This window comes from Luteibacter sp. OK325, assembly GCF_003050935.1.
GTDB lineage: Bacteria > Pseudomonadota > Gammaproteobacteria > Xanthomonadales > Rhodanobacteraceae > Luteibacter.
Genome location: NZ_QAOX01000002.1, coordinates 510,300 through 530,279, shown reverse-complemented (window position 1 = coordinate 530,279; position 19,980 = coordinate 510,300). Strand labels below are relative to the sequence as shown.

22 protein-coding genes and 1 pseudogene are annotated in these 19,980 nt (G+C 64.8%); 11 read left to right on the top strand and 12 right to left on the bottom strand.

Annotated elements, in window-relative coordinates; all coding sequences use genetic code 11:
* The first annotated feature begins 5 nt into the window (after positions 1-5).
* Positions 6-455, top strand: a complete 450-nt coding sequence (locus C8J98_RS06185; RefSeq protein ID WP_107911932.1) for a hypothetical protein — start codon at positions 6-8, stop codon at positions 453-455.
* On the opposite strand, the gene C8J98_RS06180 is transcribed toward C8J98_RS06185, so the two are convergent.
* Genes C8J98_RS06180 through C8J98_RS06170 form a run of 3 tightly spaced genes read right to left on the bottom strand, consistent with a single transcriptional unit; the run spans position 436 to position 2,023 of the window.
* Positions 436-1,155 carry an SOS response-associated peptidase gene (locus C8J98_RS06180; RefSeq protein WP_199229827.1) on the bottom strand — a complete coding sequence of 240 codons (720 nt, stop codon included), beginning with the start codon at positions 1,153-1,155 and terminating at the stop codon, positions 436-438. The two genes, C8J98_RS06185 and C8J98_RS06180, sit on opposite strands and share 20 nt — an antisense overlap.
* A gap of 36 nt (positions 1,156-1,191) precedes the next feature.
* Positions 1,192-1,581, bottom strand: coding sequence for a response regulator (locus C8J98_RS06175; RefSeq protein WP_107911930.1), 390 nt, complete (start codon positions 1,579-1,581; stop codon positions 1,192-1,194).
* A 37-nt stretch (positions 1,582-1,618) separates the two neighbouring features.
* Positions 1,619-2,023, bottom strand: coding sequence for a hypothetical protein (locus tag C8J98_RS06170; RefSeq protein ID WP_107911928.1), 405 nt, complete (start codon positions 2,021-2,023; stop codon positions 1,619-1,621).
* Between the two features lie 141 nt (positions 2,024-2,164).
* On the opposite strand from C8J98_RS06170, the gene C8J98_RS06165 reads away from it, so the two are divergent.
* The 6 genes and pseudogenes from C8J98_RS06165 (at position 2,165) to C8J98_RS22010 (ending at position 7,090) form a co-directional block, all read left to right on the top strand.
* Positions 2,165-2,569 (top strand): hypothetical protein, encoded by a 405-nt coding sequence (locus C8J98_RS06165; protein ID WP_107911926.1) that lies wholly within the window; start codon positions 2,165-2,167, stop codon positions 2,567-2,569.
* 78 nt (positions 2,570-2,647) lie between these two features.
* Complete coding sequence (locus tag C8J98_RS21925; protein ID WP_146171553.1) at positions 2,648-2,887, top strand: hypothetical protein; 240 nt, start codon at positions 2,648-2,650, stop codon at positions 2,885-2,887.
* A 102-nt stretch (positions 2,888-2,989) separates the two neighbouring features.
* Positions 2,990-3,199, top strand: coding sequence for a hypothetical protein (locus C8J98_RS06160; RefSeq protein WP_107911924.1), 210 nt, complete (start codon positions 2,990-2,992; stop codon positions 3,197-3,199).
* A gap of 164 nt (positions 3,200-3,363) precedes the next feature.
* Positions 3,364-5,781 carry a DEAD/DEAH box helicase gene (locus C8J98_RS06155; RefSeq protein ID WP_107911922.1) on the top strand — a complete coding sequence of 806 codons (2,418 nt, stop codon included), beginning with the start codon at positions 3,364-3,366 and terminating at the stop codon, positions 5,779-5,781.
* A gap of 152 nt (positions 5,782-5,933) precedes the next feature.
* Positions 5,934-6,707, top strand: a pseudogene (locus C8J98_RS06150) (ribonuclease H-like domain-containing protein); the annotation flags it as partial.
* Positions 6,708-6,943: 236 nt separating this feature from the next.
* Complete coding sequence (locus tag C8J98_RS22010; RefSeq protein WP_158272615.1) at positions 6,944-7,090, top strand: hypothetical protein; 147 nt, start codon at positions 6,944-6,946, stop codon at positions 7,088-7,090.
* On the opposite strand, the gene C8J98_RS06145 is transcribed toward C8J98_RS22010, so the two are convergent.
* On the bottom strand, positions 7,091-7,678 hold the full coding sequence (locus tag C8J98_RS06145; protein WP_107911918.1) for an FMN-dependent NADH-azoreductase: 588 nt from the start codon (positions 7,676-7,678) through the stop codon (positions 7,091-7,093).
* A 122-nt stretch (positions 7,679-7,800) separates the two neighbouring features.
* Here C8J98_RS06145 and C8J98_RS06140 point away from each other — a divergent pair, with 122 nt between their 5' ends.
* From C8J98_RS06140 to C8J98_RS06130, 3 genes are read left to right on the top strand one after another with little or no spacing between them, the layout of a single operon-like run.
* Positions 7,801-8,829 (top strand): LysR substrate-binding domain-containing protein, encoded by a 1,029-nt coding sequence (locus tag C8J98_RS06140; protein ID WP_107911917.1) that lies wholly within the window; start codon positions 7,801-7,803, stop codon positions 8,827-8,829.
* Positions 8,830-8,838: 9 nt separating this feature from the next.
* Positions 8,839-9,984 carry a pyridoxal phosphate-dependent aminotransferase gene (locus tag C8J98_RS06135; protein ID WP_107911915.1) on the top strand — a complete coding sequence of 382 codons (1,146 nt, stop codon included), beginning with the start codon at positions 8,839-8,841 and terminating at the stop codon, positions 9,982-9,984.
* Positions 9,972-10,775 (top strand): amidohydrolase, encoded by an 804-nt coding sequence (locus tag C8J98_RS06130; RefSeq protein WP_107911914.1) that lies wholly within the window; start codon positions 9,972-9,974, stop codon positions 10,773-10,775. Before C8J98_RS06135 ends, C8J98_RS06130 begins: the two co-directional genes overlap by 13 nt.
* 127 nt (positions 10,776-10,902) lie before the next feature.
* Here C8J98_RS06130 and C8J98_RS06125 read toward each other — a convergent pair whose 3' ends face one another.
* From C8J98_RS06125 to C8J98_RS06105, 5 genes are all read right to left on the bottom strand, one after another.
* Positions 10,903-11,961 carry a C13 family peptidase gene (locus C8J98_RS06125; RefSeq protein WP_107911912.1) on the bottom strand — a complete coding sequence of 353 codons (1,059 nt, stop codon included), beginning with the start codon at positions 11,959-11,961 and terminating at the stop codon, positions 10,903-10,905.
* Positions 11,945-12,628, bottom strand: a complete 684-nt coding sequence (gene mtnC, locus C8J98_RS06120; RefSeq protein ID WP_107911910.1) for an acireductone synthase — start codon at positions 12,626-12,628, stop codon at positions 11,945-11,947. The genes C8J98_RS06125 and mtnC overlap by 17 nt, the downstream gene beginning before the upstream one ends.
* Positions 12,629-12,719: 91 nt before the next feature.
* Positions 12,720-13,259: a DUF4865 family protein gene (locus C8J98_RS06115; RefSeq protein WP_107911908.1), complete on the bottom strand. Its 540-nt coding sequence runs from the start codon at positions 13,257-13,259 to the stop codon at positions 12,720-12,722.
* A 78-nt stretch (positions 13,260-13,337) separates the two neighbouring features.
* Positions 13,338-13,913 carry an acireductone dioxygenase gene (locus tag C8J98_RS06110; protein WP_107911906.1) on the bottom strand — a complete coding sequence of 192 codons (576 nt, stop codon included), beginning with the start codon at positions 13,911-13,913 and terminating at the stop codon, positions 13,338-13,340.
* Entirely contained in the window at positions 13,910-14,554 is a 645-nt protein-coding gene (locus C8J98_RS06105; protein WP_107911904.1) for a methylthioribulose 1-phosphate dehydratase, read from the bottom strand. Before C8J98_RS06105 ends, C8J98_RS06110 begins: the two co-directional genes overlap by 4 nt.
* Positions 14,555-14,708: 154 nt before the next feature.
* Between C8J98_RS06105 and C8J98_RS06100 the strand changes: the two genes are divergently transcribed.
* A complete protein-coding gene (locus tag C8J98_RS06100; RefSeq protein ID WP_107911903.1) occupies positions 14,709-15,041 on the top strand; it encodes a high-potential iron-sulfur protein in 333 nt (110 codons plus the stop codon).
* 722 nt (positions 15,042-15,763) lie between these two features.
* Here the strand turns inward: C8J98_RS06100 and C8J98_RS06095 are convergent.
* The 3 genes from C8J98_RS06095 to C8J98_RS06085 all read right to left on the bottom strand — a co-directional run bounded on the left by C8J98_RS06095 (position 15,764) and on the right by C8J98_RS06085 (position 19,958).
* Positions 15,764-17,203 (bottom strand): amino acid permease, encoded by a 1,440-nt coding sequence (locus C8J98_RS06095; RefSeq protein ID WP_107911901.1) that lies wholly within the window; start codon positions 17,201-17,203, stop codon positions 15,764-15,766.
* Between the two features lie 88 nt (positions 17,204-17,291).
* Positions 17,292-18,785: an amino acid permease gene (locus C8J98_RS06090; RefSeq protein WP_107911899.1), complete on the bottom strand. Its 1,494-nt coding sequence runs from the start codon at positions 18,783-18,785 to the stop codon at positions 17,292-17,294.
* A gap of 216 nt (positions 18,786-19,001) precedes the next feature.
* Positions 19,002-19,958, bottom strand: coding sequence for a hypothetical protein (locus C8J98_RS06085; protein WP_107911897.1), 957 nt, complete (start codon positions 19,956-19,958; stop codon positions 19,002-19,004).
* Positions 19,959-19,980 lie beyond the last annotated feature (22 nt).

The window sequence follows — 19,980 nt, the reverse complement described above, 5'->3', positions numbered from 1 at the left end:
CCAGCATGAAACACGTTCTTGCGATCGCCGCCACCGTCCTCCTCGCGGGTTGCGCCACCAGCGGCATGAAGGACACCTTGCCCAAGCTCAGCAGCAAGTCGGACAAGACCGTGACGGCCTACGTGCAGTGCGTGTTGCCCAAGTGGCAGGCGCTGGCGCCGGATGCCAAGGGCGACGCCAAGCAAGACAAGGGCACGGTCAACGCCAGCAAGGACGGCGCTTACGAGCGCCTGGAGATCACCGCCAGCGGCTCCGGCTCGCAGGTCGTGATGTATGAACTGCAGAAGGTGAAGGGCGACTACAACGGCAGCTATCGCGAGGAAGCGATTTCCTGCCTCTCGTCGGCTCCTCCGGCTGCACCGGTTGCTCCTTTGGCACCGGCTGCTCCCTCGGCACCGGCCGCTCCGATGGCGCCGGCTGCTCCGTCGACTTCTGCTACTCCCCCGGCCCGGTAAGCGGGAGCTCGATGGGCTCGACCAGTTCGGGCCCATCGTTTCTTGGCGAGCTGACGGCCTTCGTCACGGGGTAGTAGACGAGATCCGGTTCGTTGGCGGCGTCCAGCAGCGCGACTGCCTTGTCGGGCGCTGCGAACAGCCACTCCTCCCAGGTACCCGGCGCGAGGATGACCGGTTGGCGGTCGTGCATGTCGCCGCCGACCTTGCCGGGCTCGCCGGTAATGATGGTGTACGTGCGCAGCGGCGCGTTCTCCGCGTCGCGCCATGTTTCCCATAACCCCGCGAACACCATGAGGCTACCGTCCGGCGGCCGGACGAAGTACGGCTGCTTGTGGCCCTTCTCACCCTGCCATTCGTAGTAACCGGAGGCAGGTATCAGGCAACGGCGCCGGCGTATGGCGGCACGGAACGCGGGCTTGGCGGCGATCCCTTCACGGCGTGCATTGATCAGCTTCGCGCCGATACTCATGTCCTTCGCCCAGGAAGGAATGAGTCCCCATCGATAAAAACCGACGTGGAGCGCGGCGTCTTCGGCCGTGACCACGAGTGCACGCTGGGTCGGCGCGATATTGAAGTGGTCCTCGCGCTGGTTGATCTCGCTGATGAGATCCAGCTCGAGACGATCGAGCACGTCGCGGGCTTCGCGCGACACGCTTACCGGGCCGTAAGTGGCATAACGTCCGCACATGGTGGCGAGCATAGCGCCGCGATCAGGCGCGCGGCGTAGACGCGACGATCAGGTGGCCGGTCGCGCGAGTCGGGCTCGTTCGACGGCGTCGAGCAGTTGCTCTCGATCGAAGGGCTTGACCAGGAAGACCGCCGAGCTCGGCGCCGGCCCCAGGTCTTCGGGCAACCGGCTGGACACGATGACAATCGCCGTGTCCGGCCGGTCGCGAAGTGCGGCGTTGAGCAGTTCCCGGCCGCGTCGCTCGCCCGGTGTGTCCGCGTGCACCACCATCAGGACGAGTTCGTTCATTTCCTGGAAGGCGCGCCGCGCATCCCGGTAGGTCATGGTCGCCCGGGTCTGGTAGCCGGCATCCTCCAGGACCATGGCCACCGTCTCGGCAACCATGCTCGCCCGATCGAAGACCAGGGCATTGGGACCCGCTGACGGCGTGAAGTTCATGGGCGGATTCTATCCCTCCCAGACTTTCCGTGGGGTGTCAGCTCGTGGGCTCCTGGGGCGGCCACGCGGCATTGATCGTCTTGACCCGGGACATCAGTTCGTGAACTTCGTCGTTACGGTCGGCGATGCGCTGTTCCTCGGCCGCCCGTTGTGCGGCGAAGTCATGGTTGGTGCCCTGGACGGCCTCATGGACCAGGCGACAGGTCTCTTCCACGTTGCTGGCGCGCGTGTGAAAGCCCAGGCGGTCGGCCAGGATCTCCATCTTCAGGCCAGGGTGGGTCTGCTCCAGCGCACGGGCGCGAACGATGAAGAACTGTTGCCAATCGCGCTCGGGCGCCCCGCTGAGCACCGCCTCGACGCGTGGGATGTCAGGCCGGTCGAATTGCTCGGTGTCGTCGATCGCTTCGAACGAGTCGATGTCGATCCAGTCTCGGCTGGCCATGGGGCAATCCTTGGGGTGTGGGCGCGGGATTGTTCGTGTGCGCATGTCTACGCGACGTGGGCGCGTGGCGCCGCGCCGTTTTCACAGATCGTGCACAGGCGGAAACCAATGCTCTTCACATTCCCCGCGGAGCCAACCCCCATGCGTTATATCGCCCTCGCCGGTGTCGTGCTGCTCGCCGGCTGCGCCACCCAGAACCAGCGCCATGTGGAGATTCATGATGTGCTTTCGAGCACGACGTTCTCCAACCAGGACACCGCCGACGGCAACGCGACGCTGAATATCGTGCGCGAGCAGGGCCTGTGGGGCGGCGGCTGCTCCAGTGCCATCTATCTCGACGACAAGGTCGTCGCGGATATGGAAATCGGGCAACAGCTGGTGCTTCACGTTCCCTCGGGCACGCGCAAGCTGAGCGTGCTGTCGCACGGCGCATGCAGTGGCGAGCGTCTTGATGCCGACGCCTCGGTCGGCCAGGGCGAGACGAAAACCTTCACCATCCCCGCCAGTGGCGAAGGCCTCGCGGCACAGGCTCCTCCGAAAGCCTGACATGGCTTGTCATCCGGGTCGTGAGGGCGTAAGAATCGACACACAGGCACACACACCGCCCATAGGGGGAGTTGCATCGTGCACCGTCGAACCGTTGGCCAGTATTCGGTGGAAGTACGCACGCTGAGAGCTCCCTCCGGCGTGTGGAAGGCGGCGTACATCGTCGAGCCTGCCATGCACGCTGGCCCGCGCGACTTCGTCATGATCACCCTGCTCGACGAATTCGAGGAAGAGAGGTTGGCAGTCGACGCCGCAATGGAACGCGGCATCAGCCATGCCGACTGGCTCGACGCGGCGCGCACCACCTCTGCCGGTTGACGTGACCGGCGCGGCGACCTCGTCGTAACGCCTCCGCGACGATAGGCCACCTAGCTTCGCCTGCATGAGGGCCTCCGGCCTTCACCCGGCGGAGTGGCATTCTTGCAGCGCACGATTCTCTACGTTCCCTTCAACGCCTCGGCGCACGGTCAATGGACCCTGCGCCGCAACGCCGACCTGGTTGGACAGTTCCCGACCCGCGACGATGCCATGCGCCATGCGCTGGCGCTCATCACGTCGATCCAGAACCTGCCGGGCCACGAGGTGGCGATCAAGGTGGAGGAGGAAGACGGTGTCTGGCGGCTGGCGTAGCGTCCTGAGCTTGTTGTGGGAGCCGGCTATGCCGGCGATGGATCGCGGCAACCTGGTTATCGCCGCTGAAGCGGCTCCCACACCGGTAATCAATTTCGGCAGGGGTCGCAGGATTTGAGATCGTCGCGCGGGATAACGGGCGCCCCTGTCCCCCGGATGCCGCCATGGCCGCCTACCTCAAAGCCCGCCTCACTGACGAGGCGGATTCCGCCCTGGCGATCAGCCATGACGGAAGCACGCTGGCCCGGCGGCTCAGCGACAAGTACAGCGATCGCGTCGCCACGGCATTCACCGTGTTCGGCCGCGAAGGCCGGTTCGTACCGCTACCGGACGACCTCCCGTCGGGTTTGTCGAAGGCGCTGATGGCGCGCGGTATCGAGCGCCTCTACAGCCACCAGCAGGAAGCGTGGGAGGCCGCTCGCTCGGGCCGTAATGTCCTGGTTTCCACGCCGACGGCATCGGGCAAGACGCTGTGCTACACGCTGCCGGTGGTGTCGTCGGTGCTGGAGGCCGGTGCCAAGGCCTTGTATCTGTTCCCGACCAAGGCGCTGGCCCAGGACCAGGTCGCCGAATTGCTCGAGCTCAATCGGGCCGGCGATCTCGGCGTCAAGGCCTTCACGTTCGACGGCGACACGCCGGGCGATGCCCGCCAGGCCATTCGTTTGCACGGGGACGTGGTGGTCAGCAACCCCGACATGCTGCACCAGGCCATCCTTCCGCATCACACGAAGTGGGCGCAGTTCTTCGAGAACCTGCGCTACGTGGTGATCGACGAGATCCACACCTATCGGGGTGTTTTCGGCTCGCACCTGGCCAATGTGCTGCGACGCCTCAGGCGCATCTGTGCCTTCTACGGCGTGCGCCCGCAGTTCATCCTGTGCTCGGCCACCATCGGCAACGCCACCGAGCATGCACAAGCGCTCATCGAGGACGAAGTCGTCACCATCACGCGCAGCGGCGCACCCAGTGGCGACAAACACATCCTTCTGTGGAATCCGCCGGTGATCAATCCGGATCTCGGGCTACGCGCTTCGGCCCGGTCGCAGACCAACCTGATCGCGCGCGTGGCGATCAAGGCGAAGATGAAGACCCTGGTCTTTGCGCAGTCGCGGCTGATGGTCGAAGTACTGACCAAATACCTCAAGGACGTCTTCGACCACGACACGCGCCTGCCGCCACGCATACGCGCGTACCGCGGCGGTTACCTGCCGACCGAACGCCGCGAGGTGGAGCGCGCCATGCGCGCGGGTGATGTCGACGGTATCGTCTCCACGTCGGCGCTCGAACTCGGCGTCGACATTGGCAGTCTCGATGCGGTGGTGCTCAATGGCTACCCGGGTTCGATCGCCGCCACGTGGCAGCGCTTCGGCCGCGCCGGGCGCCGCCAGCAACCTTCGCTGGGCGTGCTGGTCGCCACCAGTGCGCCGCTCGACCAGTACCTCATGCGACATCCGGCCTTCCTCACCGAAGCGACACCGGAGCAGGCACGCATCCAGCCTGACCAGCCGCTGATCCTGCTCGACCACATCCGTTGTGCGGCCTTCGAACTGCCTTTTATCGCCGGGGATGCCTTCGGCCCGGACGACGCCGGCCCCTACCTGCAGGTCCTCGCCGAAGCCGAAGTGCTGCACCAGGAAGGCGAGCGTTGGGAGTGGATCGCGGATAGTTATCCGGCCAACGCGGTGAGCCTGCGCTCGGTCGCCGATGGCAATTTCGTCGTCGTCGATCGCACCGAGGGGCGGCAGACGATCATCGCCGAGGTCGACTATTCGGCAGCGGCGTTGACCCTCTACGAGGGCGCGATCCACATGATCCAGTCGGTGCCGTACCAGGTCGAGAAACTCGATTGGGAAGGACGCAAGGCCTACTGCACGCGCACACGCGTTGACTACTACACGGACGCCATCGACTACACCAAGCTCAAGGAGCTCGAGTGCTTCGACGGCAGCAAGGCGGGCGAGGGCAGTGCACGACACGGCGAAGTACATGTCGTGCGTCGCGTATCCGGCTACAAGAAAATCCGTTACTACACGCACGAGAATATCGGCTACGGTCCGGTGAACCTGCCGGATCAGGAGCTGCATTCCACGGCAGTGTGGTGGCAGTTGCCGCAGAGTGTGCTCGACGATACCTTTCGCTCACGCCAGCATGCGCTCGACGGTTTCCTCGGCGCCGCCTATGCGTTGCACACGGCTGCCGTGGTGGCGGTGATGGCCGAGCCGCGTGATTTGCAGAAAGCCGTAGGGTCGGGTGATGGCGGCTGGTCGGCGCAGGTGGACGCCGCGGGTCGCGGGCAGATCCGCGCGCCGGACGGTGGCCTCGCGTTGCCGGATGCACTCGAGCGCTTTCTGCCCACCGTGTATCTCTATGACAACTTCCCGGGTGGCGTCGGCCTGAGTGAACCCTTGTTCCTGCGCGCACCCGAGCTCGTGACGCACGCACTGGCTACGGTCGAGGGCTGCGAGTGCAAGGCCGGCTGTCCCGCTTGCGTAGGTCCCGTCCTTGCGGCGGATGAGAACCGCGAGGAAACGCCGCGAGCGCTTACCGCCCGCGTGCTGCGTCTGCTCGGAGCCGCCGCGTGAGCGAGCTGGCCTCGAGGCTGGCTGCCCTCCGCCGCCAGGCTGGCGGCAAGCCTTCTGCTCCTGTGGGAGCCGCTTCAGCGGCGAAAGGGGTTGGCCTCGCTTCGCAGGAATCGCCGATGAATCGGCTCCCACAACGAGCCTCCACCACCATCGATCTCGCTGCGCTGCGTCGCATGGCCGGCGTGCGCGAACGCCTCGGCCAGCCACGCCTGCCACCACGCAACTTCAGCCGTGACGTTCCCGGTGATGAAATCTTCCCCGGCCTGCGCTACCTCGAACAATGTTTCGCCTGGCCAGATGCCCCTTCGGAACTCGACCTCACTTTCGCCCGGCTCACCACCGCGCGTCGCGAACATCTCCTGCACTTCGATACCGAAACCACGGGACTCGCCGGCGGCACGGGCACGCGCGCGTTCATGATCGGCGCCGCCGACTGGCATGACGGTGGTTTGCGCGTGCGCCAGCTCTACATCACCACCATGGCCGCCGAAGCCGCCATGTTGCGTACGTTTTCCGAATGGATCGATGCCGACACGGTACTAGTCAGCTACAACGGAAAATCCTACGACGCACCCTTGCTCGCTACGCGGTATCGCCTCGCGCGCATGGCCAATCCGCTCGCCGGCCTGACGCACGTGGATCTGCTACATCCCATGCGGCGTCGGTACCGCCAGATCTGGGAGAACTGCAAGATGCAGACAGCAGAGCGGAAACTGCTGCGCATCGTGCGTGAAGACGATCTGCCGGGATCGGAAGCGCCACGCGCGTGGCTAACCTATCTTCGCGGCGGCTCTTCCGGGGACCTCGTGCGCGTCGCCGCGCACAACCTGCAAGACGTACGCAGTCTCAGCGGCCTGTTGGTGGAAGCGCACGGATGGGCTGCGCTGGACGCGCAGGATCATTCGCTGCACGGTAACGAAAAATAGACGCCGACCCGCGCACGCTCGCTCGAGTTCCTTTCAAGCGGCTAAGGAGGCGATGGCATGAACGAGGCGACCAAACCCTGTGATCACGTCGGCTGTAATTGCCAGGTCCCGGTGTCGCGCGACTTCTGCAGCGAGAGCTGTCGCATGGCGACCGAGAGCCAGAATGTAGGAGGTGCCTGCGAGTGCGGCCACGCGGCCTGCCAGCAAAGGCACTGACGATGCGCCAGGAGGACACCATGACCAGCGATAAAGACCAGCCGACGTCCGGCTACCGCGAAGAAAACCTCAAACCATCGCAGGGAAAGCCCAAGGTGCCCGGCGAGGGGCACCCAAAGGAATCCCAGAACAATCCCAAACAGAAGCCCGGCAAGCAGGGCTCCTGATTAAGCCGCCTTGCGCAGCAGGCCGCCGATGGAAGCGATCGCACCGCCGATGGCCTGCGTCTTGTGGTCGTCGCTCATGGCGACGCCTTCAGCGCGGACGAACTCGATGTCGGTGACACCGAGGAAAGCGAACACCGCGCGCAGGTAGGGCTCCTGGAAGTCCATGCCAGCGGCCGGTGATCCGGGAAGGCTGTATACGCCGCCGCGCGAGGACGCGACGATCACGCGCTTGCCACCCGCCAGGCCTTCCGGGCCGGCCGAGGTGTACTGGAAGGTCTTGCCGGCGACGGCGATGCGATCGATCCATGCCTTCAGCGAGCTGGTGATGCCGAAGTTGTACATCGGCGCACCGATGACGACGACGTCGGCGGCGAGGAACTCTTCAAGCACGGCGGCGCCTTCGGCGGCAGCCGGATCGTTCTCGCCAGCGGGCAAACCCCAATGGCCGAGCGGGGCAGCGTGCAGGTCACGGTAGGTGACTTCGATGCCCGGGTGGTTCTTGACGAACTCCGCCGTGACGGCCGCCGTCAGGCCGCGGGAAACAGAGTAGGCGCCGAGCGCGCTGGCATCGATATGCAGGAGTTTCATGGGTTTTCCTCAGTCGTAGACCGCAGGATGCGGGACAGGAAAGACGATACGCCAGCGACAATCGCCTGATTAGCCGGCCTGGAGTAGACTCATTGTTTCGAATCAGAAACGACGGACCTACGATGGAAGGCGCACTGCAGGACCTCAACGATCTGTATTTCTTCGCCTCCGTGGTCGAACACGGCGGGTTCTCGGCCGCCGGCCGCGCCCTGGGCATCCCCAAGTCCCGCCTGAGCAAGCGCATCGCCCAGCTTGAAGAGCGCCTGGGTGTACGTCTGCTCCAGCGCACTACCCGCCGTTTCGTCGTGACCGAGATCGGTGAGCGCTTTTACGCCCACTGCCGCGCCGTGCTCGAAGAGGCACGGGCCGCCCAGGACGCCGTGGACGAGCTGCGCACCGAGCCGCGCGGCATCGTCAGGGTGAGCTGCCCCGTCTCGCTCGCCCAGAACGTGCTCGGCCCGATGCTGCCGGCCTTCCTGCTCGAGCACCCGAAGGTGCAGGTGCGCGTGACCGCGACCAATCGCCGTGTCGATGTCATCGGCGAAGCCTTCGACGTGGCCATCCGGGTCCGCGAGAAGCTGGATACGGACGCCACCCTGGTCCTTCGAAGCATCGGCTATGCGCGCAACCTGCTGGTCGCGAGCCCGAAATTCCTCGACAGCAACGGCCGCCCGAAGACCCTCGACGAACTGGCGGCGCTTCCCGCCTTGTCCATGTACGAGCATGAAGGCGCACAGGTGTGGGAACTGGTCGACTCCCATGGCAAGAAGGCGGCGGTCGAGGTCAAGCCGCGCCTGGTCAGCGGCGATTTCTCGATGCTGATCGCGGCGGCGGTGCAGTGCTGTGGCGTTGCCCTGCTGCCCGAGGACTACTGCGGCCCGCTTATCTCCAGCGGTGACCTGGAGTGGGTCTTGCCCGAATACACCACCGCCCAGGGCACGCTGCACTTCGTCTACCCGAGCCGCCGCGGCTTGCTGCCGGCCATCCGCAGCTTCGTGGACTTCCTCGCCGACCGCCTGCCCAAGGCGCAGGCCGAGTTCCATAAGGACTGCGACAAGGTGGCGGCCGATCCCAGCCAGGCCGGAGCGATCACCATGGCCCGCATGTTAGGATCGAGCCCTTCGGCCACGTTTGGCCGTCCAAACGAGTAAGGACGTTCGATGCAGCTCGAAACCAAGCTTCCCAAGGTCGGCACGACCATCTTCAGCGTCATGAGCCAGCTCGCGCTGGAGTACAAGGCGGTCAACCTGGGCCAGGGCTTTCCTGATTTCGAGCCGCCCGAGCCCTTGCGCGAAGCGATCGCGCGGGCCATGGCCGAAGGCAAGAACCAGTACGCCCCGGGTGTCGGCATCGCGAAGCTGCGCGAGCAGATCGCCGCGAAAACCGAACGCCTGTACGGCCATCGGGTCAGTCCGGACACCGAGGTCACGGTCACCTCGGGCGCTACCGAAGCGCTGTTCTCCGCCATCGCCGCCGTGGTCAGGGCAGGGGAAGAAGTCATCGTTTTCGACCCCTGCTACGACAGCTACGAACCGGCCATCGAGCTCCAGGGCGCGACGGCGGTACATATCCCGCTCACGCTGCCCACTTTCGCGATCGACTGGCAGCGCGTGCGCGAGGCGGTAACGTCGAAGACACGCATGATCCTGATTAACTCGCCGCACAATCCTTCCGGCGCGGTGCTCTCGCGAGCGGATCTCGATGAACTGGCCGCCATCGTGCGCGACACGAACATCGTCGTGTTGTCCGACGAGGTCTATGAGCACATCGTCTTCGACGGCGCGGAACACCAGAGCGTACTTCGCCATGAGGAACTGTCCGCGCGCAGCATCGTGGTTTCCTCGTTCGGCAAAACCTACCATTGCACGGGCTGGAAGGTCGGCTATGCCGTGGCGCCCAAGGCGCTTACCGCCGAGTTCCGCAAGGTGCATCAGTACCTGACCTTCTGCACGTTCAATCCGGCGCAGTGGGCATTTGCCGAGTTCCTCGAGTCCACGCCCGAGCATTACCTCGACCTGCCGGCGTTCTACCAGGCCAAGCGCGATCGATTTCGCGAGCTGATCGCGCCTTCGCGGCTCAAGCTGCTGGACGTACCGGGCGGTTATTTCCAGCTGGTCGATTACAGCGCCATCCGTGACCTGGACGACATCAACTTCAGCGAGTGGCTCGTGCGCGAAGGTGGCGTGGCCGCGATCCCGCTGAGCCCGTTCTACGAAAGCGCACCGGACACGCGACTGGTCCGGCTGTGCTTCGCCAAGAACGACGCCACCATGGAAGCCGCCGCGGAGCTGCTGTGCAAACTCTGACCGTTTCCCTCGTACAGGGCGCGACACGCTGGCACGACGCGGCCGGCAACCGCGACTACTACGGCGAGCTGGTGCGTGGCGCCGCGCCCAGCGACCTCATCGTGCTACCCGAGACCTTCCTTTCCGGGTTCACGAACGACACGCTCGCCAACGCCGAGACGATGGACGGCACCGGGGTGGCCTGGATGCGCGCACTCGCCACCGAAGTGAACGCCACGCTGACCGGCAGCCTGGTGATTCGCGAAGGCGATACCGTGTTCAATCGCCTTATCTGGGCATCGCCCGACGGCTCACTGGCCTATTACGACAAGCGGCACCTGTTCCGCATGGCGGGCGAGCACACACGCTATGGCGGCGGCAACGAGCGCCTCATCGTGGAACTGAAGGGTTGGCGCATCCTGCCGCAGGTCTGTTACGACCTGCGCTTCCCGGTGTGGCTGCGCAATGGCCGCCGCGAGGAAGCCGCCGGTGGCATGGACTACGACCTGTCACTGTTCGTCGCGAACTGGCCGGCGCCGCGTCGCCAGCCGTGGCGCACCTTGTTGCGCGCGCGTGCGATCGAAAACCTTGCATACGTCATCGGGGTGAACCGCGTCGGCGTGGACGGCAACGATTTGCCTTACGCTGGCGATAGCAGCGTCATCGATCCGGTCGGCGAGGCGCTGGTGGAACTGGGCACGCAGGAGCAGGTCGTCACCGTGGCGCTGGATCCCGCACCGCTGAAGGCTCACCGCGAACGGTTCCCCGCATGGATGGACGCCGACCGCTTTTCGCTGGATACCTCGGCCTGATCTAGCGGCTCATGTGGTATGTGGGATGTGGGATGTGGGAGCCGATTCATCGGCGATAGGGTGCTCGCGGCAGCCTGGCCCCGCTGTCGCGGGATCGCCGGCAAAGCCGGCTCCTACAAATACAGGATTACTTCGCGGGTTCGAAAGGTACGGCAGGCCCGGCCTTCAAGCTCTTACGCCAGGCCGCCAGCTTGTCCTCGATCCCATCGCCAACGGCGATCTGCGGTTCGGACGCCTCGAGCGCGTCCTTCGCTTCCCAGGAAGCAATCTCCGTTTTCGCCTTGCCGAATGCCTCGACGAAGTCCGGAGTGGCGTTCAGCCCATCGACGAGCCATGCGCGACCGAAGTAGGTGATGTCCGAGTCGACGCCGCAACCGAACGATGTGCGGTCTTTGCGTGCCGAGGTCAGCACGAGGCTTCCCGGTCCGCTCAGTTTCGGGATGAAGCCGCCCGAGTAGCAGGCGTTAACCACGACGACCTTCCAGCGGAAAGCGTGCCTCGACAGGATTTGCGCAAGCCCTTCGGGGTCGAGCTGGTCGAGGGGAATCGGGTCCATGTCGACCAGGAGCGAGTGGTCGCTGCCGCCGTGCGTGGCGAGGTAGACGACGAGGATGTCCTCGCGGGTATCCATGACCTTCGCCAGGCCGTCGACAGCGCCCTCGAGATTGGTCCAGCTTGCCAGCGGACGCGTGGACAGCGTCGCCGGATTGTTCTCGAGCACCAGCGTATGCCCCGGGCTGGCGAAACGCCTGCTCACCAGACTGTCGACGTATTCGGCCTCGTTACGGAACACGTCTTCCGAACCATCGCCGCCAAACGCCAGCACATAGACGTTGGGTTTGCCCGGTGCGCGCGGGGCGAGCGCGGCGACTGCCTTGCGCATGGCCTCAGGCTGGGCGGCGAACACCTGTTCCGGCGTCGGTGCGTCGCTGGGCCAGTCGCCCGAGTCGACGTCCACCGAGGTGTCGTCGATGGCTGTGCTTGTCGCGACGGCGGGATGGACTCCAGCCACTGTGTCAGCGGGCGTCGGCGCAGGCGCCAGCGCCGTTACCGCGACGGGCTCGCGGCGCGCCGTTGCCGACGGCGGACCCAGGTGCAGCAGGCCCACGGTGAGCAACGCGCCGGCAATGAAAGCCCCTAGTACGTAGATCGGCGTCCGCCGACGTGGATCAAGGTGTGATGGCATCGAAATCCGCCACGGCAGGGTGACCGGCGTCCGTCAGCGGCTGCGGCGGCCTGACCAGCTGCGTCGTTCGCATGCCGGCTTCGCGCGCGGCGTCCAGCTCCTCGCGGATATCGGAAAGGAAGAGCACCTGGGCGGGTGGCAGGCCGATCGCGTCGGCAATCTTGCGGTAGGAATCCGTCTCGCGCTTGTGCCCGGTCTGGGTGTCGAAGTAGTCGGAAAACAGCGGGGTCAGGTCGCCCATCTCGGTGTAGCCGAATAGGAGCTTCTGCGCGGCGACGGAGCCGGAGGAATAGACATAGAGCTTCAGGCCCTGCTCGTGCCATGCCCGCAGGCGGGCGGCTACCTCCGGATACATGTGCGAGGTGAACACGCCGGACTCATAGCCTTCGCGCCAGATCAGGCCCTGCAGGGCCTTCAGTGCCGTGGACTTGCGGTCTTCGTCGATCCAGCGGATCAGCAGGTCGATGATCTCGCCGCGCGAGGCTTCGACAATGCCAGCCTCCTTTGCCGCTTCGGAAAGCCAGTGCTGCACCTCGGCTTCGTCGGTATGCGTCTCGACGTAGGCCGGCAGGTGCTTACGTGCGTACGGAAAGAGCACGTCCTTCACGAAGTCGATCGAACTGGTGGTGCCCTCGATGTCGGTGAGGACGGCGCGGATGTCAGACATGAGGGAAGACCTGCGGAGCGGGGAGACTCCGCAGGATAAACGACGGGACGTGGAGGCGAAATGCCTGCGCCTCAGCGCAGGGCGAGGGATTTCATTGGCGGGTAGCCAGGTAGGGGACGTGCCAGGTGTCGATTCCCGGCTCGGGTGCAGGCAGCGTGTGCCAGAGCAAGACGCGGGTGAGCGTCCAGCGTTGTGGATCGATGGCGAGCAGCGACGAGTGCAGCCCAGGTTTGGGATGCGCGGCGGCGAGCGCTTGTTCGCGCAGCGAACGGGAGTTCGTGCCCGGCGCGATGGACGTCGTCTCCTGGGTCGCAAAAGCAGGGGGCCGGGTCGTATCGAAGCGACGAAAGCGCAGCACGGTCCACGTGACGACCTCGGGTCGTCCGAACGCTTCGCACAGCGCCGCGAACGCATCGGAGAGCAGAAACTCACGCATGCCGGTGGCCGAGCGCCAGACATAGAACGGCGCGTATCGGTTGGGCTGTCCTATCGCGGCATCGGAAACCAGGAAGGCCTTGTGCTCTAGCCCGGGCAGACCATCGAAACCCGGCCCCTTCTCGGTGACCCGGCGGTGGATGGGTGACATGTCCGTGCCGTCGGGGAAGTCGAAGCGGTACTGCATCGCGATCATGGGTCAGCCTGGAGCGAAGGTGACTACGAGCGTAGACCGATAGATCGCGATGCGGGCGCGCATGAGGCACCCAGCCACTCAGGCCGCGCTGGACGCCTTGGCGGAAGGATGCGGGCTCATGCGCGGGAAGCGCTCGGCGATGTCCTTGCCGGTGAAGCTCGCCACCCAGCCTTCGGTATTGGTGAACAGGCGGATAGCCACGAAGTAGGGCGATTCGCTCATGTCGAACCAGTGGGGGGTACCGTCGGGTACGCCGATCAGGTCGCCCTTTTCACAGAGCACTTCGTACACACGGCCGCCGATATGAAGGGTGAACTGCCCGGCGCCGGCGACGAAGAAGCGGACTTCGTCCTCGCTATGCGTGTGCTCGTTCAGGAACTTCGCCCGGAAGGCGGCGCGATCCGGGTTGTCCGGCTTGAGACTGATGACGTCCACCGACTGGTAGCCGTTCTCGGCCATCAAGCGGTCGATATCCTCGCGATAGGCGGCAATGACCTCGTCCTGCGTGGCGCCAGGCGCAATGTCGTGCTTCGCCTCCCACGCTTCGAAGCGCACGCCTACCGCGTTGAGAGCGGCGGCGATGTCGGTGTGCTCGGTGTGGACCGCTACCGGGTTGTCGTGCTGGTTGTCGTCGTAGATACGCAGACGGCTCATGGGGAAAGCCTCCTCAGGTCGAGTTCGCAGCCAAGCAGGAACTCCAGGGCTTCGAGATGGCGGCGTGTCTCCGCCATGTCGCGGCCCCAGGTGTAGATGCCGTGGCCATTGATTAAATAGGCATACAGCGGCTGGCCGCCGTCGATCCAGGCGTCCACCTGGGCCTCCAGCTCGGGCATGTGCTGTGTGTTGGGGAAAACGGGGATGTCGAGCACGCTTTCGTGCGTGGTGTAACCGGAGATCGCCTTCTGCAGCTCCCAGCCTTCCAGGCGAACCCGGCCTTCCGCGGCAAAAAGTCGCGAAGCGACGCTCTGGGTACGCGAATGGGTGTGGAGCACCGCGTTGGCCTGCGGGAAGCGGCGATAGATCTGGGTGTGGAGGCCGGTTTCGGCCGAAGGCCGGTGGTCCGAGCCGACGGCCTTGCCATCCATGTCCACGACCATGATGTCGTCGCGGCCGAGGCGTCCCTTGTCGCGTCCCGAAATGGTGATGGCTGCCAGCTCGTCGTCGATACGCATCGAGAAGTTGCTGCTTGTCGCCGGCGTCCAGCCAAAAGCGGCCAGTTCGCGGGCGGCATCGGCGATGGCGTCGGCGCGCTCGGCCAGCAGGGCGGGATCGACGTGGGAAAGAGTCTTCGGCATGGGGATTTGGACGTCCAAACAGGGGGCGAATATACCACGGGGTGGAAACCGGCCCCGGCGATAATGGGAACCACTCCTTTTTCCATGAACAGGTACGATTTCTGCAGAACCGGCCAGCCAGTCAGGCCGGCCCATCATCGACTGAGGTTTAACCATGTCGGAAGACAACAACAATATTGAGGGGCGTCGCCGTTTCCTCAAGGTCGCCGCCAGCGGTGTCGCCGTTGCTTCGGTGCTCGGCACCCTGCCGCGCATGGCCAGGGCCCAGGACCTGCCGCACCTCTCACCCTCCGACCCGACAGCCTCCGCCCTGAAGTACACCGAGGACGGCAGCAAGGCGGCTGGCAAGAAGACTCCCGGCGACGCCTGCCTGAACTGCAACTTCTACCAGGGCAAGGCCGCTGCCGCCTGGGGCCCGTGCCAGCTCTTCCCGGGCAAGGCCGTGGCCAGCAAGGGCTGGTGCATTTCGCACGCCGTCATGATCTGAGGGGGGCGGGCTCGCCTTCGGGCTCCGCCTGGGGGTTTTCGACGCGACTCCTGTCGCGCGAAAACGGCCGGCCATCCATGGCCGGCCCCCTGCGGGCCTTATCCAGTCGAAGCCCTCGCCTGCGCTACCGGCCCCGAGGGTCGCACGGGCAGCCACCGGCTCTTCCCCACGCTGGGGTTGATTGACGGCGTAGGAGCCGCTTCAGCGGCGAACCCTCAAGCTGTCGAGTGTGCGAGTGAGGCCTTGTGGTGATCGGGCGAGCGGCATCGTTGGCCTTAGCCGCTCAGATAGCGAGAGGTGCGCTCGACCTCACGAACCTCAGGATTGGGAAGAGCCGGCGGGTATCACCCTCGGGTCGCCGGAGTCGTGGCCCCAAGGGTGATACCCGCCGGGTCTTGCGAAGCCGTCCCGAGCCCGCCTGACTAACAAAAAAAACCAGCCCGGAGGCTGGCTTTTGTGTCCGAAATATTCATGTGAGACGCAAAATGCAGCTCAGGCGCGCCAGGCCGAGGAGCTGACTCGCCTGACGCGCTGAGCGGCAATCCGGGGCCCACTGCCAAGTGATTTACCCACGGAACCGGGATCATACTCCCCTCCGGGCGCGACCGGCCAATGGCAGTTAAATGACACCCACCTTTTTGCGCATTATTTTGCAAAAACAGCCATTTAACGAAAAAACCTCGCGTGGTTAGCGAGGTTTTAACGAGGCATCGGTTGGGAGTTCAGCCTGCTTTTCGGAGCTTGCTGTGGCGGTAACCGTAGGCCGTGTAAAGCGCCATTCCGACGACCGTCCAGACGCCCATCAACGCCCAGTTGTACCAGTTCATGAAGCACAGCAGGCCGATGCAGCTGACGATGCCCGCGATGCATGTGAACCACACCCACGGCACGCGGAAAGTGCGCGGCAGTTCGGGCGCCGTGAAGCGCAGGATCAGCACGCCACCGCACACCGCGCAGAAGGCGACGAGTGTGCCCATCGATACGAGATCGCCGAGGATGTTGAGTGGAAACACGGCAGCCAGGATCGCGATGCCGATGCCGGTGATCACGGTATTGAGATGAGGCGTGCGGTACTTCGGATGAATCGTCGTGAACACCTTCGGCAGCAGGCCGTCACGACCCATGATCATGAAGATGCGCGGCTGCGCGATGATCATGACCAGGACGACGGACGACAGGCCGATCAACGCGCCGACTTCGACGACGCCACGCAGCCAGCCGAGTTCAGGGTGGCTGCGTATCGCCGTGACCACGGGCTCGTCGGTGCCGAGCTGGCCGAACGGCACCAGGCCCGTCAGCACCGCGGCCATGGCGATGTACAGCACCGTGCAGATAGCAAGGGAAGCGAGGGTACCGATGGGCATGTCGCGTTGTGGATTTTTCGATTCCTGCGCTGCCGTCGAGGTCGCTTCGAAGCCGATGTAAGCGAAGAAAACCAGCGCGGCGCCGCGCAGTACGCCGGACCAGCCGTACTTGAAACCACCCTGGTTTTCCGGAATGAACGGATGCCAGTTGGCTGTGTCGACATGCTGCGCACCGACGATGATCACGATGAGGATCAGTGCGACCTTCAGCGCCACCATGGCCATGTTGATGCCGGTGGACTCCCTGATGCCGACATAGCAGAGCCAGGTAAGCGCGAGCGTGATGCCGACAGCGGGCAGGTTGAACAGAGCGCCGGTGGCGACCAGGTGACCGTCGACGTAGTCGAGCGGCGCGTTGGTCAGCGCGGGCGGAATATGGATGCCGACGTGGTCGAGCAGACTGACGAAATAGCCGGTCCAGCTGACGGCGACCGCGGATGCCGAGACACCGTATTCGAGCACCAGGTTCCAGCCGATGAACCAGGCCGCACCTTCGCCGAGCGTGGCGTAGGCGTAGGAATAAGCACTGCCTGAGATCGGAATCATCGAGGCGAATTCGGCGTAGCACAGCGCCGTGAACAGGCTGCAGATCGCGGCGAGGATGAACGACAGGATGATCGCGGGGCCGGCGTGGTCAGCGGCTGCGACGCCGGTGATGACGAAAATGCCACCACCGATAACCGCGCCGATACCGAGCGCGGTGAGCCCCCAGGGGCCAAGGGTGCGGCGCAGGGCGGGGCCGTGCGCGTCGTCGGGTTCGGCCTGGGGAGCTTTCTTGGCAAGTAACTGCTTGAGCATGGACGGCCCGGAAAGAAGTGTCATGGAGAGAATAGTCGCAAAAGGAAAGGCCGGCGGGTGACCGCCGGCCTTTCCCGGTTCGTTTCTATCAGCCGAGCGACTTGCGCAGCTTGCTGTGCCCGTAGCCGTACAGGAAGTAGATCAGCTGGCCGATGACGATCCAGCCGAGCATCAGGCGCCAATGCTCTTCGAAGGCCTGCCAGAAAAGGTAGACGCAGGAGACCGCGCCGATGATGGTGATCGGCCACACGAACGGCACGCGGAAGCTGCGCTTCAGGTCCGGACGGGTGTAACGCAGGATCAGCACACCGATGCAGACAGTGGCGAACGCGAGCAGGGTGCCCATCGAGACCAGCTCACCGAGCACGCTGACCGGGAACAGGCCGGCCATGGCAGCTGCGGCGACACCGACGATGATCGTGCCGATGTAAGGCGTGCGGAACTTCGGATGCACCTTGGCCATGGTGTTCGGGAGCAGGCCGTCTTTCGCCATCGAGAAGAAAATGCGCGGCAGGCCCATGAGCATCACGAGGATGACCGAGGACAGGCCGGTGATCGCACCGAGGATGACCAGCGCCTTCAGCCACGACAGTTGCGGGTACAGGCCAAGCGCGGTAGCGACCGGCTCAGGCGTGTTGAGCATGCGGAACGGGGCGATACCGGTAAGGACGAGCGCCACGGCGATGTACAGCACGGTGCAGACGGCCAGCGAGCCAAGGATGCCGATGGGCATGTCGCGCTGCGGGTTCTTCGCTTCACCGGCGGCGGTCGATACCGCGTCGAAGCCGACATACGAGAAGAACACGATGGTCGCGGCGCGGAAGATGCCGCCCCAGCCGAACGCGCCCGGGCCTTCAGATGCCGGAATGAACGGATGCCAGTTGGCCGGGTTGATCACCTGGATGGCGAAGGCAAGGAACAGCAGGATGACCGTGACCTTGATCGTCACGATGATCGAGTTGACGAAGGCGGACTGCGTGATGCCGACGTAGCACAGGCCCGACAGCGCGGCGATGATGACCACGGCCGGCAGGTTGATCAGCGTGCCGGTGGCCTGGATGTGGCCCTCGACGAACTGGAACGGCGCCGAGGCAAGCTGCGTGGGCAGCTCGAGGTTGGTGCCGACCAGATGGCCGACCATCCCCAGCATCTCGTTGAAGTACCCCGACCAGCCCGCGGCTACGGTGGCAGCGGCGAAGAGGTATTCAAGGACGAGGTTCCAGCCGACGAACCAGGCGACATACTCGCCGAGCGTGGCATAGGAATAGGAGTAGGCGCTGCCGGAAACCGGAAGCATGGCCGCGAATTCGGCGTAGCACAGGCCTGCAAGGGCGCAGGCGAAACCGGCGATGAGGAAGCTGATGACCAGGGCAGGGCCGGCATGAAGCGCGGCGGCCTGGCCGGTGATGACGAAGATACCTGCGCCGATGACGGCGCCGACGCCGAGAAGAACCAGATGCTTCGCGGTGAGTACCCGCTTGAGCTCGCCATTGTTTGCATGTGCGCCGGTTTCAATGTGCTCACCAGCGTCTACGTGCGGCGCGGCCTCGATCGGATGCGTCGCGAACAGGTGTTTCAACATGTGTCTCCCCTACTGCCGGAATGTTGCCTTTTATTATTGGGACCGCCGCGTGAGTTACGGTGGACACGCAGCTGCCCTGAAGCGCTGGCACGGCACCATAGCCCAGCGGGGCAAGGGCGTACAAGTTGCAATGCGAGGCACGCCAACGCATTACATACAGGAGTTGCGGATGTCGACCATGACTTGCGGCGGTTGTGCTCGGGCAAACCACGATGGTCAGAAGACCATGTTCAGTGCGACTTGCGGTGCAACATAATCGGTGGCGTTACGGCCGCCGACGCTGAACTGGACGCCGGCGATCAGACCGACCCTGGGGCTGAAGTGGTATTCCACGGCGGGCGCGAGGCTGAAGGCATGGGCCGGGTAATAGGCGTATTTCCCGTGGCCGCCTGCCGTTCCATCGACACGGGCGCCGCTTGCGCGATTCCAGATGCCTTCACCGACCAGTACCCAGCGGGAGTCAAGCACGTACTCGGCGGCCAGCGAGGCGCTCCAGGTTTCACCGGGCCGTGCGTAGCCGTAAAAGCCAGCGGGGGTGTTGTAGACACTGGGGCCGCGAAGGCGTACGCGACCGGGCGCCGGACTCCATGCCAGCTGGCCACGCCAGCGCAGCGCATGGCCGTTGTTTAGCCAATGGAGCTCCTGGGCGCCGAGGGCGAGCGTGGTGCGTCTGGCGCCGTCACCCACGCCGTTCAGGGCATTGGTATCGAGGTGGTGGTACTTGCCGGTAGGCAGGCGCTGCGCCAGCGATGCGGCAAGCACGAGCCCGGTGCCGTCAGCCTCGGGGGCCTTTAGACGTGTCTGCACGCGTACGGCGGAATCACCCATGCGCAGGCCATCGCTATGACTGCCACCGACCGAGGTTCGCGCCGCGTTGAGCGTGACCTGCACCGAGATGTTGTCGGTGAGGCCATAGATGATGGGGACCGCAACCTGCCATTGGCGAATCGTCGGCTTCTCGGCATGGCGGTTGCCGTCGCCGTCATACCAGCCACGGCTATTGGTGTGAATGAGGTACGGCTCGACATTGACCGAGTTGGCGGGAAGCGTATTGACCGCCGGTGTGACGAGGGGGCCGGTGAAGTTGGCTTCAGTATGATCCGGTGCGGCCAGGGCGGCGGCGGGCACGATGCCGGCGACCAGGGCGGCGGCGAGAAGACGATGGGGCGACATGCGCTTTTCCTTGCGATTTGCA

Excerpts from the sequence above, each read along its gene's own strand:
- C8J98_RS06185 (WP_107911932.1), top strand. The coding sequence starts at position 6 with ATGAAACACGTTCTTGCGATCGCCGCCACCGTCCTCCTCGCGGGTTGC.
- C8J98_RS06180 (WP_199229827.1), bottom strand. The coding sequence starts at position 1,155 with ATGCTCGCCACCATGTGCGGACGTTATGCCACTTACGGCCCGGTAAGC.
- C8J98_RS06175 (WP_107911930.1), bottom strand. The coding sequence starts at position 1,581 with ATGAACTTCACGCCGTCAGCGGGTCCCAATGCCCTGGTCTTCGATCGG.
- C8J98_RS06170 (WP_107911928.1), bottom strand. The coding sequence starts at position 2,023 with ATGGCCAGCCGAGACTGGATCGACATCGACTCGTTCGAAGCGATCGAC.
- C8J98_RS06165 (WP_107911926.1), top strand. The coding sequence starts at position 2,165 with ATGCGTTATATCGCCCTCGCCGGTGTCGTGCTGCTCGCCGGCTGCGCC.
- C8J98_RS06155 (WP_107911922.1), top strand. The coding sequence starts at position 3,364 with ATGGCCGCCTACCTCAAAGCCCGCCTCACTGACGAGGCGGATTCCGCC.
- C8J98_RS22010 (WP_158272615.1), top strand. The coding sequence starts at position 6,944 with ATGACCAGCGATAAAGACCAGCCGACGTCCGGCTACCGCGAAGAAAAC.
- C8J98_RS06145 (WP_107911918.1), bottom strand. The coding sequence starts at position 7,678 with ATGAAACTCCTGCATATCGATGCCAGCGCGCTCGGCGCCTACTCTGTT.
- C8J98_RS06140 (WP_107911917.1), top strand. The coding sequence starts at position 7,801 with ATGGAAGGCGCACTGCAGGACCTCAACGATCTGTATTTCTTCGCCTCC.
- C8J98_RS06135 (WP_107911915.1), top strand. The coding sequence starts at position 8,839 with ATGCAGCTCGAAACCAAGCTTCCCAAGGTCGGCACGACCATCTTCAGC.
- C8J98_RS06125 (WP_107911912.1), bottom strand. The coding sequence starts at position 11,961 with ATGCCATCACACCTTGATCCACGTCGGCGGACGCCGATCTACGTACTA.
- mtnC (WP_107911910.1), bottom strand. The coding sequence starts at position 12,628 with ATGTCTGACATCCGCGCCGTCCTCACCGACATCGAGGGCACCACCAGT.
- C8J98_RS06115 (WP_107911908.1), bottom strand. The coding sequence starts at position 13,259 with ATGATCGCGATGCAGTACCGCTTCGACTTCCCCGACGGCACGGACATG.
- C8J98_RS06110 (WP_107911906.1), bottom strand. The coding sequence starts at position 13,913 with ATGAGCCGTCTGCGTATCTACGACGACAACCAGCACGACAACCCGGTA.
- C8J98_RS06105 (WP_107911904.1), bottom strand. The coding sequence starts at position 14,554 with ATGCCGAAGACTCTTTCCCACGTCGATCCCGCCCTGCTGGCCGAGCGC.
- C8J98_RS06100 (WP_107911903.1), top strand. The coding sequence starts at position 14,709 with ATGTCGGAAGACAACAACAATATTGAGGGGCGTCGCCGTTTCCTCAAG.
- C8J98_RS06095 (WP_107911901.1), bottom strand. The coding sequence starts at position 17,203 with ATGCTCAAGCAGTTACTTGCCAAGAAAGCTCCCCAGGCCGAACCCGAC.
- C8J98_RS06090 (WP_107911899.1), bottom strand. The coding sequence starts at position 18,785 with ATGTTGAAACACCTGTTCGCGACGCATCCGATCGAGGCCGCGCCGCAC.
- C8J98_RS06085 (WP_107911897.1), bottom strand. The coding sequence starts at position 19,958 with ATGTCGCCCCATCGTCTTCTCGCCGCCGCCCTGGTCGCCGGCATCGTG.